At 64.9% G+C, this 17,064-nt stretch carries 13 protein-coding genes; 1 reads left to right on the top strand and 12 read right to left on the bottom strand.

Features of this window, described 5'->3' with window-relative positions:
* Positions 1-19 precede the first annotated feature (19 nt).
* The 11 genes from ACVIGA_RS31200 to ACVIGA_RS31150 form a co-directional block, all read right to left on the bottom strand.
* Complete coding sequence (locus ACVIGA_RS31200; protein WP_456669020.1) at positions 20-715, bottom strand: HAD family hydrolase; 696 nt, start codon at positions 713-715, stop codon at positions 20-22.
* Positions 716-796: 81 nt separating this feature from the next.
* On the bottom strand, positions 797-991 hold the full coding sequence (locus ACVIGA_RS31195) for a hypothetical protein (protein ID WP_097672944.1): 195 nt from the start codon (positions 989-991) through the stop codon (positions 797-799).
* Positions 992-1,155: 164 nt separating this feature from the next.
* Entirely contained in the window at positions 1,156-1,509 is a 354-nt protein-coding gene (locus ACVIGA_RS31190; RefSeq protein WP_097673013.1) for an acyl-CoA thioesterase, read from the bottom strand.
* 89 nt (positions 1,510-1,598) lie between these two features.
* Positions 1,599-3,695, bottom strand: coding sequence for a 3-hydroxyacyl-CoA dehydrogenase NAD-binding domain-containing protein (locus ACVIGA_RS31185; RefSeq protein WP_456669019.1), 2,097 nt, complete (start codon positions 3,693-3,695; stop codon positions 1,599-1,601).
* A gap of 2 nt (positions 3,696-3,697) precedes the next feature.
* A complete protein-coding gene (locus ACVIGA_RS31180) occupies positions 3,698-4,981 on the bottom strand; it encodes an acetyl-CoA C-acetyltransferase (protein WP_456669018.1) in 1,284 nt (427 codons plus the stop codon).
* Positions 4,981-7,248, bottom strand: a complete 2,268-nt coding sequence (locus tag ACVIGA_RS31175; RefSeq protein WP_456669017.1) for an acyl-CoA dehydrogenase — start codon at positions 7,246-7,248, stop codon at positions 4,981-4,983. The genes ACVIGA_RS31180 and ACVIGA_RS31175 overlap by 1 nt, the downstream gene beginning before the upstream one ends.
* Positions 7,249-7,591: 343 nt before the next feature.
* Positions 7,592-8,836, bottom strand: a complete 1,245-nt coding sequence (locus ACVIGA_RS31170; protein ID WP_456669016.1) for an SMP-30/gluconolactonase/LRE family protein — start codon at positions 8,834-8,836, stop codon at positions 7,592-7,594.
* A gap of 357 nt (positions 8,837-9,193) precedes the next feature.
* The gene (locus tag ACVIGA_RS31165; RefSeq protein WP_375776522.1) at positions 9,194-9,817 is read right to left on the bottom strand and encodes a flavin reductase family protein; all 624 of its coding nucleotides are present in this window, start codon (positions 9,815-9,817) and stop codon (positions 9,194-9,196) included.
* A 177-nt stretch (positions 9,818-9,994) separates the two neighbouring features.
* Positions 9,995-10,603 (bottom strand): TetR/AcrR family transcriptional regulator, encoded by a 609-nt coding sequence (locus tag ACVIGA_RS31160; protein ID WP_223969475.1) that lies wholly within the window; start codon positions 10,601-10,603, stop codon positions 9,995-9,997.
* A gap of 21 nt (positions 10,604-10,624) precedes the next feature.
* Positions 10,625-13,762, bottom strand: a complete 3,138-nt coding sequence (locus ACVIGA_RS31155) for an efflux RND transporter permease subunit (RefSeq protein ID WP_456669015.1) — start codon at positions 13,760-13,762, stop codon at positions 10,625-10,627.
* A gap of 130 nt (positions 13,763-13,892) precedes the next feature.
* Entirely contained in the window at positions 13,893-14,999 is a 1,107-nt protein-coding gene (locus ACVIGA_RS31150; RefSeq protein WP_456669014.1) for an efflux RND transporter periplasmic adaptor subunit, read from the bottom strand.
* A 183-nt stretch (positions 15,000-15,182) separates the two neighbouring features.
* On the opposite strand from ACVIGA_RS31150, the gene ACVIGA_RS31145 reads away from it, so the two are divergent.
* The gene (locus ACVIGA_RS31145; protein ID WP_456669013.1) at positions 15,183-15,464 is read left to right on the top strand and encodes a hypothetical protein; all 282 of its coding nucleotides are present in this window, start codon (positions 15,183-15,185) and stop codon (positions 15,462-15,464) included.
* Between the two features lie 127 nt (positions 15,465-15,591).
* Here ACVIGA_RS31145 and ACVIGA_RS31140 read toward each other — a convergent pair whose 3' ends face one another.
* Positions 15,592-16,914, bottom strand: coding sequence for an MFS transporter (locus ACVIGA_RS31140; protein WP_456669012.1), 1,323 nt, complete (start codon positions 16,912-16,914; stop codon positions 15,592-15,594).
* Positions 16,915-17,064: the final 150 nt, after the last annotated feature.

The raw sequence follows: 17,064 nt of genomic DNA, 5'->3' as shown, positions 1-17,064 counted from the left end.
GCACGCTTCGGCACCTTTCTCACCACCCCATCGCCGACGCGACCAGGCTGGTCAAATCCGGATCGTCGAATGCCGCCGCGCTGGCGACCGCACCAGCCGCGAGCAGATCGGCATGACCGAGCCCAGTTCGCATCCCGATCGTCGCGATGCCAGCCGCCGTCGCGGACTGGATGCCGGAGCGCGAATCCTCGAACGCGAGCGAAGCCTGTGCCTGCGCGCCCGCGAGGCGCAGCCCCTCGAGATACGGCAATGGATGCGGCTTGCCGTGCGCCAATTCATCGCCGATCACGAGCGCCTTGAAACGGTGCGCGATGCCCAGTCCCGCGAGCAGCAGTTCGGCATTCGCGCGCGGCGCGTTGGTCACCGCCACCATCGGCACGCCGGCGCGATCGGCCGCCTCGAGCAGCGCCATCAAGCCCGGCACCGGCACGATCTGGCCGGAGACCAATTCGCGGAAGATCCGCTCCTTCTCGCCGAGGATGCTGGCGCGGCGGTCGACCGGCTCGTGGGCGAGGAAGCGCTCGCCGATCGACGCATTGGAGAAGCCTTGCAGCTCCTTGCCGAAGCGCGCGTGATCGAAGCTGTGTCCATGGGGACCGAGCACCTGGTTGAACGCCGCCAGATGCAGCGGATCGGTGTCGGCAAGCGTGCCGTCGATATCGAACAGCAGTGCTTTGTTTTGTGTCTGCGACGCGCGGCCTTGTGTCTGCGACATCCGAAAAACATTTCCGTGAGTTCGGATGCATCAATACAGACTCTCGCGGCGCGCGCAAATGACGCGCCGCCTGCCTCCATATCAGGAGGCCAGCTGCAGATCTTGCCCAGTGACAAGCCGTCGCGCGGCGCGCTCGGCCTCGCGTGCATTGCGGAAAATCTGGCCTTCGAGGGCGTGGAAGCGGTGCGAGGCTGCAAAAAACGCGTAACCACCGCTATCGCGCACCACAATACCCGCGGTCTGTGAACTCACTTCGATGACGTAGCAGTCAGACATTGTCGGCCTCGGTTGATTCCGGGCCGACAACGGCATCACCGTCTGTTTGTTCCTTGATTTGTTTGCGACACGAAGCGCCGGCTTTGCAATCGAGCCGCGCTCCTGTCTCAGTTTCGACGTGTTCTCCCTCGCGCCGAATCAGCAGCGCCTTCGCGCGGAAAACCTCAGGTCGAGATCGTCGCACCATCGCGCTGGATCGGCTGCGGATGGCCTTGCTCGTCGATCGAGACGTAGGTGAAATTGCCGTCGGTGACGAGGATCGACTGCTGCTCACGGCGGCGCAGCACCCAGGCTTCGAGATGCACCGTGATCGAGGTGCGGCCAACGCGCACGAGATTGGCGTGCACCGAGACGAGATCGCCGACATAGACTGCCTTGCGGAAATTCATCGCCTCGATCGCGACCGTCACGGTGCGGGACTTCGCGAGCTTGGAGGCGAACACGCCGCCGCCGACGTCCATCTGGCTGAGCAGCCAGCCGCCGAAGATGTCGCCATTGGCATTGGTGTCGGCCGGCATCGCCAGCGTGCGGATGCAGAGATCGCCCTGTGGCTCGTTGCCGCTGATCGGCGGCGCGTGAACGTGCGTTTCGGGCGCTTGGGTGTCGGTCACTTGAAGGTCTCCCAGCCTGCATCGGGTGCGAAACGATCGCCGAACTTCTGCGCCAGCGCGCGCAGCGCGGATACGACGCTGTCGACGCCGCGCGTGCGCGCGTAGTTGAGTGGACCGCCGCGGAACGGAGCATAGCCGGTGCCGAAGATCATCGCGCCGTCGACCATATCGGGGTCGTCGACGATGCCTTCGCGCAGGGCGGCGACGCAGACATTGGAGATCGGGAGCACCAGGCGGTCGATCATCTCGTCGCTCACTTTCGGTCCGGTCTCCGGCAACGGCGCTTTCTCCGCCTTGCCGTCCTTCCAAATGTAGAAGCCCTTGCCGGTCTTGCGGCCGAGTTCACCCTTGGCGACCTTCTCGCGCAGCCATGCCGGCGTCGGCGGCAGGGTGTCGCCGAACTTCGAGCGCAGCATGTCGCCGACATCGAGGCAGATATCAAGGCCGACCTGGTCGGCGAGCTCGATCGGCCCCATCGGCATGCCGAACTCGACGGCGGCCGCGTCGATCAGGCGCTGATCGGTCTTCTCGTCCAGCATCATCATCGCTTCCAGCATGTAGGGCGTCAGCGCGCGGTTGACGAGGAAGCCCGGCGAGCTCTTCACCGGCAGCGGCAGACGATCGATGGCGCCGACAAAGGCGAGCGCTTCCTTGAGCATCGCGGCATCGGTGCCGTCATGGCTGACGACCTCGACGAGTTGCAGCCGCGACACCGGATTGAAGAAGTGCAGGCCGAGCAGCCGCTCCGGCCGTGCCAGCGTGGTGCGCAGATCCTGCAACGGGATGCTCGACGTATTGGTGGCGAGGATCGCGCCCTGCTTCAGCTTCGGCTCGAGGCCGGCATAGACCTTCTGCTTCAACTCGAGCTTTTCCGGCACCGCCTCGATGATCAGATCGGCGTTGCGGACGCCCTCGCCGTCCATGTCGGGGATCAGCCGGTCGAGCGCATCGCGCTGGTCGATCTTCCTGCGCATGATCTTGCCGAACAGATCCGCAGCGCGCTTCATTGCGCCCGCGATCGGCTCGGCTTTCATGTCGGCCAGCGTGACGCGCATGTCCTGGTTGGCGCACCAGGCCGCGATGTCGCCGCCCATCGCGCCGGCGCCGATGACATGCACGTGCTGCACCTTGTTGCCGGGGCCTGCCGCCTTCTTCATCTGTTCGCGCAGGAAGAACACGCGGATCAGATTCTGCGCCGTCGGCGTCACCATCAGATTGGCGAACGACGTCTTCTCGGCGTTCAGCATTCCCGAGCGGTTGCCGGCATGCTTCTCCCAGAGATCGATCAGCGCGTAGGGGGCGGGATAGTGCGCGCGCGGCGCGGCCTTCTCGGCCTCGCTGCGCATCCGCGAGGCGAGCAAGCCCCGCGCCGGCGCGAGATTGAGGATCGAGTTGAGCACGCCCGGCTTGGCGCGCTTCAGCCGGCCGAACACCGCGTCCTTCACGGCGTTGCGGACGTGGCGCTCTTGCGTCACGGCATCGACCAAGCCGAGCGATTTGGCGCGGCGCGCGTCGATCGTCTTGCCGGTCAACATCAAGGTCATCGCCTGCATCGGGTTGACCAGCTCGGTGAAGCGCACGGTGCCGCCGAGGCCGGGATGCAGGCCGAGCATCACCTCGGGAAAGCCGAACCTGGCATCGTCGATCGCGATCCGCATCTGGCAGGCCAGCGCGACCTCGAGGCCGCCGCCGAGACAGAAACCATGGATCACGGCGACCGAGGGCACGCGCAGCGCCTCGAGCCGGTCGATCACCGCATGGGCGCGGCCGATCTCGGTCTCGACCGCGCGGGGGTCGCTGGCGCCCCGGAATTCATTGACGTCGGCACCGGCGATGAAGCCGCTCGTCTTGGCCGAGCGCACGACGAGACCGGCCGGACGCTGGTTCTCCAGCGACGCGACGATGGTATCGAGCTCCTCCAGCAGATCGGCGGACAGCGTGTTGGCGCTGGTGCCGGCGCGGTCGAACAGCAGCCAGGCAATGCCGTCCTCGTCACGCGTCAGCTTGAAATTCCTGTACGGGCTATCGGCGGCCGGCTTCGGCCCGAGCTCGAGCACGCGGTCGGCGAGGACGTCCATGATCCGTGAATCCATGATCACACCGTCTCTATCAACATCGCGCCGCCCTGCCCGCCACCGATGCATTCGGTGGCGACGCCGCGCCGGGTGCCGAGCCGCTTCATCGCATTGACCAGGTGCAGCACGATGCGGTTGCCGCTAGTGCCGACGGGATGGCCGAGGCTGATCGCGCCGCCGTCGACGTTGAGTTTTGCGCGGTCGATCTCGCCGGCCGCGCCATCAAGCCCCAAAATCTCGCGGCAGAATTTGTCGTCGTTCCAGGCTGCAAGGCAACCCAGCACCTGGGTCGCAAAGGCCTCGTTCAGCTCCCAGGTCTCGACGTCCTGCAATGTCATTTCGTTGCGCTTGAGCAGTGCGCTCGCCGACAGCACCGGACCAAGACCCATGATCGAGGGATCCAGCGCCGACCACTGGCTGTCGAGAATGACGGCCTTCGGCGTCAGCCCGTGCTTTGCGACCGCAGTCTCGGATGCCAGGATCACCCAGGACGCGCCATCGGTGATCTGCGAGGAATTGCCCGCGGTGACCTGACCCCAGGGGCGCTCGAACACCGGCCTCAGCTTTGCCAGCGTTTCGGCTGTCGAGTCCGGGCGGACGCCGTCGTCATGGTCGTAGAACTTGCCGTCGCGGGAGAATGCGGTCTCGACCTCGCCCTTGAGGAAACCTTGCTTCTGCGCGTTGGCCAGCCGCTGATGGCTCTCGGCGGCGTAAGCGTCGGATTGCGCACGGGTGATGCCGAAGAGATGACCGACCTTCTCGGCGGTCTGCCCCATGTTGAGCTCGGTGATCGGGTCGGTCAGCCCGCGCTCCAGACCGATGATCGGCTTGAAGTAGCTCGGCTTCACCTTCAACGCGGCGGCGATCTTGGCGCCTAAGCCCTTGGCGCCGGCAAAGCCGGCAAACCAGCGCACGCCGGAATTGGGCCAGACCAGCGGCGCGTGGCTCAGCGCTTCGGCGCCGCCGGCGAGGATCAGATCGGAGATGCCCTCGCGGATGTAGCGATAACCGGTATCGATCGACTGCATGCCGGAGCCGCAATTGATCTGCACCGTGAAGGCGACCATCTGCTCGCCCATGCCGAGCCGGAGTGCAGCGACCCGCGCCGGGTTCATCTCGTCGGCGATCACGTTGACGCAGCCGAGGATGACCTGGTCGAAGGCTGTGGGCGCGAAAGGCTGCCGTGCCAGCAGCGGCCGGCCGCATTGCACGGCGAGATCGACCGGGGTGAACGGGCCTGGGCCGGAACGCGCCTTCAGGAACGGCGTCCGGCTGCCGTCGACGATAAAGACTGGTCGCGCCATCAGCTCGCCGCCCTCTGCTCACCCAGCTCCTGGAAGAACTGATGCACGTCGGCGGTTTTCTTGTAAATCGGCGACAGCGCCTCCGGCGCAAAATCATCGACCTCGATCACCTTGGCCACGGCCTCGTGAGCGGCGGCGAGCTTCTCGCCGTCGGCCTCGGTGATGACGCCTTTCTTGACGGCCTCCTTCCAGTCATGCAGCCGCGCCGCGCGCAGCTGCTTGGCCGCATCCTCGGCCTCCGTGACGAGCCGGAAGGCCTTTTCCAGCCGGGCAATGCCGCCGTCATCCTCGACAAAGGCGAGGTCCGGTGTCAGGCGATCGCGTGCCGCCGACGGCGACAGCACGAGCTGGGCGCAGAGATGCACGACGCGATCCGACGGACCCGTAACACGCGCGCCGAACGGCTGGATCAGGAATTTCAACATCCATGCCACCGGGCGGTTCGGCAGATTGGCGAGGATTTCCGCAAAGCGGTTCTCGATGGTCTTGAAGCCTGATGCCATGCACCATTGGAGCGCGGGAAGATCCTCCTTCTGCCGCCCCTCGTCCTGCCAGCGTTTCAGCGCGGCAGACAGCAAGTAAAGCTCGGACAGGATGTCCCCGAAGCGCGCCGAGAGCATTTCCTTGCGCTTCAACGCGCCGCCGAGGGTGAGTAGCGCCATGTCGGCGCACAGCGCGAACGCCGACGAATAGCGCGAGAGCTGGCGATAGAACTCCGTTGCATCACCGGCATCCGGCGCCGGAGCAAACAGGCCAAAGGTCCAGCTGCGGCCCCAGGCGCGGAACATGGTCGCAAAGCTGTGGCCGACATGCTTCCAGAATGCGGTGTCGAACGCAGTCAGCCCCTTGTCACGATCGGTCTCGCTGAGCGCGTTCATCTCCTGCAACAGATAAGGATGCGCGCGGATCGCGCCCTGCCCGAACACGATCAGATTGCGGGTCAGGATATTGGCGCCCTCGACCGTGATGCCGACCGGCACCGAACGGTAGAGCCCGCCGAGATAGTTCTGCGGCCCGTCGATCACGGCCTTGCCGCCATGGATGTCCATGGCGTCGTCGATCGCAATCCGCATCCGCTCGGTGGCGTGCAGCTTCATGATCCCGGAGATGACGGCGGGGTGATGCCCCTCGTTCAGCGCGGCGCAGGTCAGCCGCCGCGCGGCGTCGAGCAGGTAGGCGGTGCCAGCGATGCGCGCCAGCGGCTCCTCGATGCCTTCGAACTTGGAAATAGAAATGCCGAACTGTTCGCGGATACGGGCATAGGCGCCGGTGGTGCGCGCGGCATAGGCGGCGCCGGCGGCCGACAGCGACGGCAGCGAGATGCCGCGGCCGGCAGCGAGCGCCGTCATCAGCATCTTCCAGCCTTGCCCCAGGCGCTCCTGGCCGCCGATGATGTAGTCGAGCGGGATGAAGACGTCCTTGCCCCAGTTCGGGCCGTTCTGGAACACCTGCATCGCAGGCAGATGGCGATGGCCGATCGAGACGCCGGGCAGATGGGTCGGGATCAGCGCGACCGTGATGCCGAGCTCTTCCTCGCTGCCGACCAGGTGATCCGGATCATAGGCCTTGAAGGCGAGGCCGAGCAGCGTCGCGACCGGACCTAGCGTGATGTAGCGCTTGTGCCAATTGAGCTTGAGCCCGATCACCTCGCGGCCTTCGAAATTGCCCTTGCAGATGATGCCGCTGTCGATCATCGAGGCGGCGTCCGAGCCGGCCTCCGGGCTGGTCAGCCCGAAGCAGGGAATGTCCTGGCCCGCTGCGAGGCGCGGCAGCCATCTGTCCTGCTGCTCCTTGGTGCCGAAGCGCATCAGGAGTTCGCCCGGCCCGAGCGAGTTCGGCACCATCACGGTGACGGCAGCGGTCAGCGAGCGCGAGGAAATCTTGCGCACCACTTCGGAATGCGCATAGGGCGAGAAGCCGAGGCCGCCAAATTCCTTCGGGATGATCATGCCGAAGAATTTCTTGGCCTTGATGAAGCTCCACACCTCAGGCGGCAGGTCGCGCCATTCCCAATTGATCTTCCACTCGTCGAGCATCGCGCAGAGCTCGTCGACCGGGCCATGCAGGAAGGCGTTTTCCTCGTCGGTCAGTTTGGCCGGCGCGAATGCCAGCAATTTCGACCAGTCGGGATTGCCGGTGAAGAGATCGGCGTCCCACCAGACGTCGCCGGCTTCCAGCGCCTCGCGCTCGGTGTCCGACATGGTCGGAAGCACGCCACGCGCCCAGGAGAAGATCGGCTTGGAAAGGTAATCGCGGCGGAAGCTCATGGTGGGGCCCTCATGGATCGGCGCAGCGGTGGCATGATCCTAGCGGAAAGTGCCGTCACGGGTGAACACTTCGCCCTGCAAATAAAGCGAAATTGACGCGGCCGAGCCGCCGTTTGTTAACGGCAGGCCACGCGTTCAGTTCCGAAAGCTGAGCTGCGACAATCAGGTAGCCGGGGGTGGCGGCGGTTTCTGCCTACACCTCTCCCGCTTGCGGGGGAGGTCGCATCGCATCGAAGATGCGATGCGGGTGGGGCTCTCTCCACGTTGCGACTCGCGGAGAGAGCCCCCACCCCAACCCTCCCCCGCAAGCGGGAGAGGGAGCGCAGTGTCCTGCGCGGATACTTTACGCCGGCCCGGCACCCTGGGTCGCGGTATAGACCGCGTAGAGCGACTGGCTTGCGGCCATGAACAGGCGGTTGCGCTTGGGGCCGCCGAAGGTGATGTTGCCGCAGACCTCGGGCAGTCGGATGCGGCCGAGCAGCTTGCCTTCCTGCGACCACACCGTCACGCCGTTGTAACCGACCGCGCGGCCGGCATTGCTCGAGCACCAGACATTACCGTTGACGTCGCAGCGGATGCCGTCCGGCCCGCATTTCACGCCGTCGATCGTGAAATCGCTGAACCGCTTGCCGTTAGAGAGCTTGTTGTCGGCGCCGACATCGAACACGAAGACGTCACCCTTGCCGCCCGGGCCGGTGTCGCCCGGTCCCTTGCCGGTCGAGACGACGTAGAGCCTCTTGTAGTCCGGCGAGAAGCAGATGCCGTTCGGATCCGGCACCTGGTCCTCGGTCACCACGACATCGATCCGTCCCGAGGGATCGATGCGATAGCAATTGGTCGGCAGTTCGCGCTTGGCCGGCGCGAAGCCCGCGGGCTGCCCGATCCGCGGGTTGAGCTTGCCGGCCGCGTTGCTCGGGCCACCGGCCGCGTCAGGCTCACCCTCGTAGAGCTGGCCGCCATAGGGCGGATCGGTGAACCAGTAGCTGCCGTCGGGATGCGCGGCGATGTCGTTCGGCGAGTTCAGCCGCTTGCCCTGATAGTTATCGGCGAGCACGGTCGCAGTGCCGTCATTCTCGTAGCGCGTCACCCGGCGGGTGAGATGTTCGCAGGAGAGCTGGCGGCCCTGGAAGTCGAACGAATTGCCGTTCGAGTAGTTCGACGGCGTGCGGAAGACGCTGACATGGCCGTCATCCTCCGACCAGCGCATCTGCCGGTTGTTGGGGATGTCGCTCCACAGCAGATAGCGGCCCTGCGAGCTCCAGGCCGGGCCCTCAGCCCACAACAGCCCGGTATGGAGGCGCTTGATCGAGGTGTTGGGCTGGGCAAGGTCGTCGAAGGACGGATCGACCGCGATGATGTCGGGGTCCCAGAAATAGGTGGTCGGCGCACCGCGCGGACTGAAATCGCGCGGCGGGCTGGTGATGGTTGTCGGCGGTCCGACCGGCGCGGGCGCGTTCTGGGCCAGCGCGCTGCCGACGCCGGCTGCGGCAGCGGCCGCCCCCACCGCCAATCCCTGGACCAGCGTTCGTCGTGAAACGTTCGGATCGCGCCGCTCTTCTGTTGGATTGCTCCGCGGTTGGCGTGTCATCGCATCCTCCCACTCTGTTGGCCGGCCGTTGATCCGGCCTGGCGCGCGGGAGGTTAGACTGCTCGCTCGGAGGTTGCGAGTGACGGTTTTTCATCACTGCCGGCGGAAATTTCACATTGTTGTGGTGTGGGCAGGCGTCGCGGCGTGTGGCACCCCTTACCTCGCCCCGCCTGCGGGGAGAGGCATAGGCCGCCTTCGGCGGCCGTCCCAAAGAACGCCGAAGCTGAGCTTCGGCTATGACGCATCGACAGATGCGTTCCGGGTGAGGGGGTACAGGTCTCACGACGATCACAATTCGTGGAAGCAGCCCCTCACCCCGCCCCCTCCCCGCCAGAGCGGGGCGAGGGAGAAGAAGTGCTAATCCGGCCGGATCATCTCGAACATGTTTTCCGGCTTGATCTCAAAGTAGTCGCCGCGGCGGCCGGCGCGGACGATCGGGTGGGCGAGACCGGTCTGATAGACGCCGTCCTTGATGAAGGCCTTGTCGATGTGGACGGCAACGACCTCGCCGAGCGTCAGCCAGGCCTCGGCCTTCTTGCCGTCGGCGCCCTGCAGCTGGATGATCTGGCTCACCTTGCATTCGAACGACACCGGGCTCTCGGCAACGCGCGGCACGTTGACGAGCTTGCCGGCGACCTGCGTCAGCCCTGCAAGCTTGAACTCGTCGACATCGCGCGCGACATGCGCAGCGGTCGCGTTCATGTGCTTGGCGAGATCCATCGTGGCCAGGTTCCAGACGAACTCGCCGGTGTCCTCGATGTTGGCGACACTGTCCTTCCAGTTGGTGGAGGAGAAGCCGATGATCGGCGGGGTGTAGCAGAAGGCGTTGAAGAAGCTGTAGGGCGCGAGGTTGACGTTGCCGCCCTTGTCGCGCGACGAGATCCAGCCGATCGGCCGCGGCGCCACGATGGCGTTGAACGGGTCGTGCTTCAGGCCGTGGCCGTTCTTCGGCTCGTAGAAATGCAGATCTTTGGCGGTCACGCTGGCTTCTCTCTCGTTTTCAACGCTCGTCAGTCCGGGATGCGCTGTTAGGCGCAGGCCCTGAATCCATACTCACGATGGTGATTATGGATTCCGGGCTCGCGCTACGCGCGCCCCGGAATGACGAATGAGATAAATGACGGAAGAGTCAACTGACGAAAACGTCAGTGCCGGCGCTCAATTGGCGCGGGCGCGCGGCGACAGGCCGGCGATCACGAAATCGATCATCTGGTCGATGGTCGGGCCCGGCTTGGCTGCGCATTGGGCGATCATCTGCGGGTGGAAGAACCGCATCATCGCCGTGCAGGCGCACAGCGCGGCAAGCTCCAGGTCCTTGACCTCGAATTCGCCCGAGGCGGCGCCTTGCGCGATCACCTCGCCGATGGTCATGGCGATCAACTCCATATGAGCAGTGCAGACCTCCCAGTCCTCCTGCATCGCGATCTCGACCATCTCGTGCAGCTTGGAATCGCCGACATAGCGCTCCGTGTTCATGCGGTTGATGGTCGTCATCATCTCGCGCAAGCGCGTCGCGGCCGGCCCCTCGGATCGCGCGATCCGCTGCGCCTCGATCTCGACCTCGCCCATCAGGCCGCGCGCCACGCCCTCGTGGATCGACTTCTTCGAATCGAAGAAGCGATACACGTTGGCGGGGCTCATCCGCAGCTCTTTGGCGATGTCGGCGACCGTGGTCTTCTGGTAGCCGATCTGCCGGAACAAGCGCTCCGCCACCACGAGAATCCGCTCGCGGGTGTCGGTTTCGCTATGTTCCGAGATCAGCGTCATGTTGGCCTGCTCAATCTTCAATTATTCGGCCGCTTCAGCAAGTGGAAATGCGAGTTGTCCTTTTCCCGCATGCTGCGGCGCAGTATCGGTCTGCTCGGGGCCGCTCTCCTCGAGGGTCTTGCGGAACCAGAGGGCGTAAAGGCCCGGCAGATACAGCAAGGTCAGGAAAGTCGCAACAAACAAACCGCCCATGATGGTGATCGCCATCGGGCCCCAGAACGCCGAGCGCGACAGCGGGATCATGGCGAGGATCGCCGCGAGCGCGGTCAGCACCACCGGCCGGGCGCGCCGGACGGTGGCCTCGACGATCGCCTCGCGCCGGGTCAGGCCGGACGCCACGTCGCTCTCGATCTGGTCGACCAGGATCACCGCGTTGCGCATGATCATGCCGGCGAGTGCGATCAGGCCGAGCAGCGCCACGAAGCCGAACGGCTGGTTGGCAACGTTCAACCCGAGCGAGGCGCCGACGATGCCGAGCGGCGCGGTCAGGAACACCAGGGTCAGGCGCGAGAAGCTCTGCAGCTGGATCATCAAGAGCGTCAGCATCACCATCACCATCACCGGGAAGAGGATGAAGATCGACGCATTGCCCTTGGCGGATTCCTCGAACGCCCCGCCCGGCTCGATCCGGTAGGCCGGCTCGAGATGGGCCTGGATGTCCTTCAGCTTCGGCGCGATCTGGTTGGTGACATCGGGCGCCTGCACGCCGTCGACCACGTCGGAGCGCACCGTAATCGCCATGTCGCGGTTGCGCCGCCACAGGATCGGCTCCTCATGTGCATACTCGATCTTGGCGATCTGTTGCAGCGGCACCGCCACGCCGTTGCGCGTGGTGATGGTGAGATCGCCGACGCGGCCGAGATCGAACCGCTCGGACGGCACCGCACGGGCCACCACGCCGACCTTCTCGATGCCGTCGCGGATCGTGGTGACCGGCGCGCCCGAGATCAGCATCGCCAGCGCCTGCGAGACATCCTGCGGGGTCAGGCCGAGCGCGCGCGCCCGATCCTGGTCGACGACGAGCTTCAGGTAAGGCGACTGCTCGTTCCAGTCGAGCTGGACGTCCTTGACGTTCTTGTTCTGGCGCATCACCTCGCGCACCTGGTAGGCGATGTCGCGCACCTTGTTGGCGTCGGGCCCGATCACGCGGAACTGGACCGGGAAGCCGACCGGCGGACCGAAATTGAAGCGGTCGACCCGGACCCGCGCCTCGTTCAGCGCGCCATCGGCGGCGGCCTGCTCGATCTTCGCCTTGACGCGCTCGCGCGCCTCGACGTTCTTGGCAAGGATGACGATCTCGGCAAAGGCCTCGTTCGGCAGCTGCGGGTTGAGGCCGAGCCAGAAGCGCGGCGAGCCCTGGCCGACATAGGCCGTGTAGGTCTGGATGTCCTGGTCATCCTTCAACAGCCCTTCGGCCTGCTTCACCGCCTTCTCGGTGACATTGAAGGCGGTACCTTCCGGCAGACGGAGCTGCAGGAACAGCTCGGGCCGCTCCGACAGCGGGAAGAACTGCTGCTGGACGTGGCCGAAGCCTACGATCGCGGCAATGAACACGCCGACGGTCGCCACCACCACCTTGATGCGGTGATCGACGCACCACTGCACCACGCGGCGCAGGCCGCGATACATCCGCGTCTCGTAGATCGCGTGTGGATCGTGGTTCTGGTGCACCTTGATGTTCGGCAGCAGCTTGACGCCGATATAGGGCGTGAAGATCACCGCGACGAACCAGGAAGCGACCAGCGCGATCGCCACGATCCAGAAGATGCCGCCGGCATATTCGCCGACCGCCGAATTGGCAAAGCCGATGGGGAGGAAGCCAGCGGCTGTGACCAGCGTCCCCGTGAGCATCGGAAACGCGGTAGATTCCCAGGCAAAGGACGCCGCCTTCATGCGATCCCAGCCCTGTTCCATTTTCACCACCATCATCTCGACCGCGATGATGGCGTCGTCGACTAGGAGGCCGAGCGCAATGATCAGCGCACCGAGCGTGATGCGGTGCAGATCGAGCGACATCGCATTCATCACGATGAAGACGATGCCGAGCACCAGCGGCACCGAGAGCGCCACCACGATGCCGGTACGCCAGCCGAGCGCGACAAAGGAGACGAACAGCACGATCGCGAGCGCCTCGACGAAGGAGTGCACGAACTCGCCGACGGCGTGCTCGACCACCTTGGGCTGATCGGCGATCTGCTGGACGTCAATGCCCTGCGGCACCGCCTTCAGGAACTCGGCGGTCGCCTGCTGGACCTCCTTGCCGAGCTCGAGGATGTTGGCGCCCTTGGCGGTGACGACGCCGATCCCGAGCGCGGGCTTGCCTTCCTGACGCACCCTGAAGCTCGGCGGATCGACATAGCCGTGGCTGACGGTGGCGATATCGCCGAGCCGGAACACGCGGCCGTTGCTCTCGACCGGCGTCTCGGCAACCGCCTTGACGCCGTCAAGCGCGCCGGTGACGCGCAGCGGCACGCGCTGCGACGAGGTCTCGACCGTGCCGGCCGGGGTGACGTTGTTCTGCTTGGCGAGCGAATCGAACAGCGCCTGCGGCGTGATGCCGAGGGTCGCAAGCTTGGCATGCGAGAACTCGACGAAGATGCGCTCGTCCTGGGTGCCGTAAAGGTCGATCTTGGTGACGCCAGGCACTTTCAGCAGACGCTGGCGGAAGCCTTCCGCGACCTTCTTGAGCTGCGCGTAATCGGCACCGTCGCCGGTCATCATATAGAGGATCGAATCGACGTCGGAGAACTCGTCGTTGACCACGGGCCCGAGAATGCCGGAGGGCAGCTCGCCCTGCACGTCGACCAGCTTCTTGCGGATGAGATAGAAGAGATAGGGCACGTCCTTCGGCGAGGTCGAATCCTTGAAGGAGACCTGCATCGCGGTGAAGCCCGGCTTGGAATAGGTCTGCACCTTGTCGAAGAACGGCAGCTCCTGCAGCTTCTTCTCGATCGGATCGGCGACCTGCATCTGCATTTCCTGCGAGGTCGCGCCCGGCCACATCACCGAGACATTCACCACCTTGACGGTGAAGAACGGATCCTCGGCGCGACCGAGCTTCTGATAGGAGAAGTAGCCGGCGGCGCCGAGGATGATCATCAGGAACAGCACCAGCGTCGGATGGCTGACCGCCCAGGCCGAAAGGTTGAAGCGCTTCATCGAACTCTCCAGGTCCCTGAACCGATTTCGCTGCACCCGTCATTGCGAGGAGCGTCAGCGACGAAGCAATCCACACTTGTTTTGCGGCGAGATGGATTGCTTCGCTTCGCTCGCAATGACGGACGATTGATTAGAACGACAGCGACGAGACGACCCGAACCTTCTGGCTCGGATCCAGTTTCTGCACGCCGAGGGCGACCACCTTGGCGCCATCGTCGACGCCGCCGGAGATGACGACGTTGTTGCTCTCATAGGCCTTCACCTTGACCGGCTTGAGCGCGACCTCGCCCTTGTCGTCGACGATGTAGAGCGAGGGATCGCCGCCCTGGCTGTACAGCGCCGACAGCGGCAGCTTGGCGACCCGCTCGGTCGCCTTGTCGGCCAGGGTCAGCGTTGCGGTCATGCCGAGCGAGACGGTCTCGTCGGCATCCGGCAGCGAGAATTTTGCGAGATAGGTGCGGGTGGCGGGATCGGCCTGCGGCGCGACCTCGCGCAGCTTCGCGGCATAGGTCTTCTTGGCATCCGACCACAGCGTCACCGTGGCAACGCCCGACCTGGCACGAGCAAGAAGCGTCTCGGGGATCGCGACGACAGCTTCCTTCTCGCCAAGTCGGGCGACACGGATCGAGGCCTGGCCCGCGGCAACCACCTGGCCGGGCTCGATCATGGTCGCTGTGACGACACCCCTCGTGTCGGCCACCAGCGTTGCATAAGAGAGGGAATTCCTAGTCAGCTCGACCGAGCGCTCGGCGCGGTTCAGCCGCGCCCGCGCCTCGTCGCCGGCGGCCTTGGCGGAATCGAGCGCCGCATCGGTGGCCCAGCCCTTGGCCTTCAGGTCCTTGGCGCGCTGCTCGGCGGCCGCGGCCTGCGCCAACACGCCGGTGGCGGCGCGGAACTCCGCCTCCGCCTGCTCGGCCTGCAGCTTCAGGTCGACCTCGTCGAGGGTGGCCAAGGGCTGGTCGACGTCGACTGTCTGTCCGACCTCGACCAGCCGCTTGGCCACCTTGCCGGCAACCCGAAAGCCCATATCGGCTTCGATACGGGGCTTGATGGTGCCGACAAAGCTGCGCTCAGGGGTTTCAGCCTCGTAATGCACGGTCGCCACCAGAACGGGGCGTCCCGGATCGGCGTTTTCGGCTGCCTTTTCATTGCAGCCGGTCAGCGCGAACACCGCGAAAGCCAGCGTTGCTCCGGTCAAGAGCCTGTAATAGCTCGACAAAACGGAACGAACGAACATCTGAAATCTCCATCAGGCTGACGACTGATGAAGAGTATCGATTTATCACTGATAAATGTCAATATTCGTCAGTGATAACCAATTCGTGAGGATAGGCAGAAATCGGTCTCCTTCGCCCCGACACCTCGACTTTGACTCCTGCCTTTTACGGTCACGGAAGCTGCGGCATGCGAGGTTGCCGCCATGTCATGGATTTTGGCCCTTGCCTTCATCGGCGTCTGGATCTGGTTCACCGGCAGAGCGCGCGAACGTGCGGCCGAGCGCGCCGCGACTGGGATGCTGCGTTCGCCGCTCTATTGGTCCGGCGCGGGGCTCATCGGCCTTCTGGTGGCACTGACATGCTCGGAGCGCTACGCCCTGGCGCAGGGCGGCATCCTGATGTGGGCATGGCTTGCCGCGCTCGGCGTCACGCTGATTGCGATCTTCTTCGTGCGCCGTGCGCTGAAGTGGCGATACCCGGTCTAAGCAGCAGCCAAGAAATGTAGGATGGGTAGAGCGCAGCGAAACCCATCGACTTCGATCCGCGCTGCAAGATGATGGGTTTCGCTGCGCTCTACCCATCCTACGCAGCCGTCTCGGCGCTCGCGTTACCCTACTTCGCGCTCGCAAACTCGGTCTTGGTTTCGTGGCTGCCGAGGAAGACCAGAAGGCCGGCCGCGAGCGGCAGCAGCGACAGCACCAGGAGGCCGGTCGACGTGCTGCCGGTTGTCTCCTTCACCCAGCCGATCAGATAGGGCCCGCCGAAGCCGGCGAGGTTGCCGATCGAGTTGATCAGCGCGATCGCGCCGGCGGCGGCAGTGCCTGACAGCCAGGCGGTCGGCAGCGTCCAGAACACCGCGAAGGTGCAGAACACGCCGATCGCGGCCACCGTCAGCACCACCATGGTCATGGTAGGATCGGTGATGTAGCTGGAGACGGCGAGCGCCAGCGCCGTGAGCAACAGCGGCGCGCCGACATGAAACACGCGCTCCCGGGTGGCGTCGGAACGGCGTGCCCACAGGATCATCGCGACGGTGCCGAACGCATAGGGGATCGCGGTGACGAAGCCGGTCTGCGCGTTGGTGAGACCGAAGGCCTTGACGATCTGCGGCAGCCAGAACTGCATGCCGTAGAGCGAGGCGACGAAGCCGAAATAGATCGCGCTGAGCGCCAGCACCTTCGGCGAGGACAGCGCCTGGCCGAGCGTGAAGTGCTGCGCCGCCTGCTTGGCCGCGACCTCGGCATCGAGCTTCGCCTTCAGCCAGGCCCTCTGCTCGGCCGAGAGCCAATCGGCCTTCTCCGGCCGGTCGGTGAGATAGAACCAGGTGACGATGCCGAGCAGCACCGAGGGGATGCCCTCGATGACGAACAGCCACTGCCAGCCCTTCAGCCCCATCACGCCGTCGAGCCCGAGCAACAGGCCGGAGATCGGGGCGCCGATCACGGTCGAAATCGGCACCGCGAGCGCGAAAGCGGCGAGGAAGCGTGCGCGATACTCGGCCGGGTACCAGTAAGTGAGATAGAGGATGATGCCGGGGAAGAAGCCGGCCTCGGCGACACCGAGGAAGAAGCGCAACGCATAGAAGCTGTGCTCGTCATACACCGCCGCCATCAAGGCCGAGAGGATGCCCCAGCTCACCATGATGCGGGCGATCCACTTGCTGGCGCCGAACCGCTCCAGCGCCAGATTGCTCGGCACCTCGAAGATGAAATAGCCGATGAAGAAGATGCCGGCGCCGAACGAGAACACCACCGGCGAGAACTTCAGCTCCGCATTCATTTGCAGCGCGGCGAATGAGAGATTGACGCGGTCGAGATAGGAGAAGAAGTAGGCCAGGATCAGGAACGGGATCAGCCGCCAGGAGATCGCGCGGATCGTCGACGTCTCGATCTCGCTGCGGGCGCCGCGATCAGCAGCGGTTGCGGCCTGGCTCATCTGTTTCCCCCAAAGCTATTGCTTGCCTTGACGATTATTGGGTGGCCCGGCCTTGAGCAATGGCAAAAACTCATAGCACACAGGCCAGATGGGAACCCGGGCGTTTTCCACGGCGTCATTGCGAGCCAACGGGTCGCGCGAACGCGCGCT

Source organism: Bradyrhizobium sp. USDA 3240 (assembly GCF_054063295.1).
This window is presented reverse-complemented; position numbering and strand designations above follow the sequence as displayed.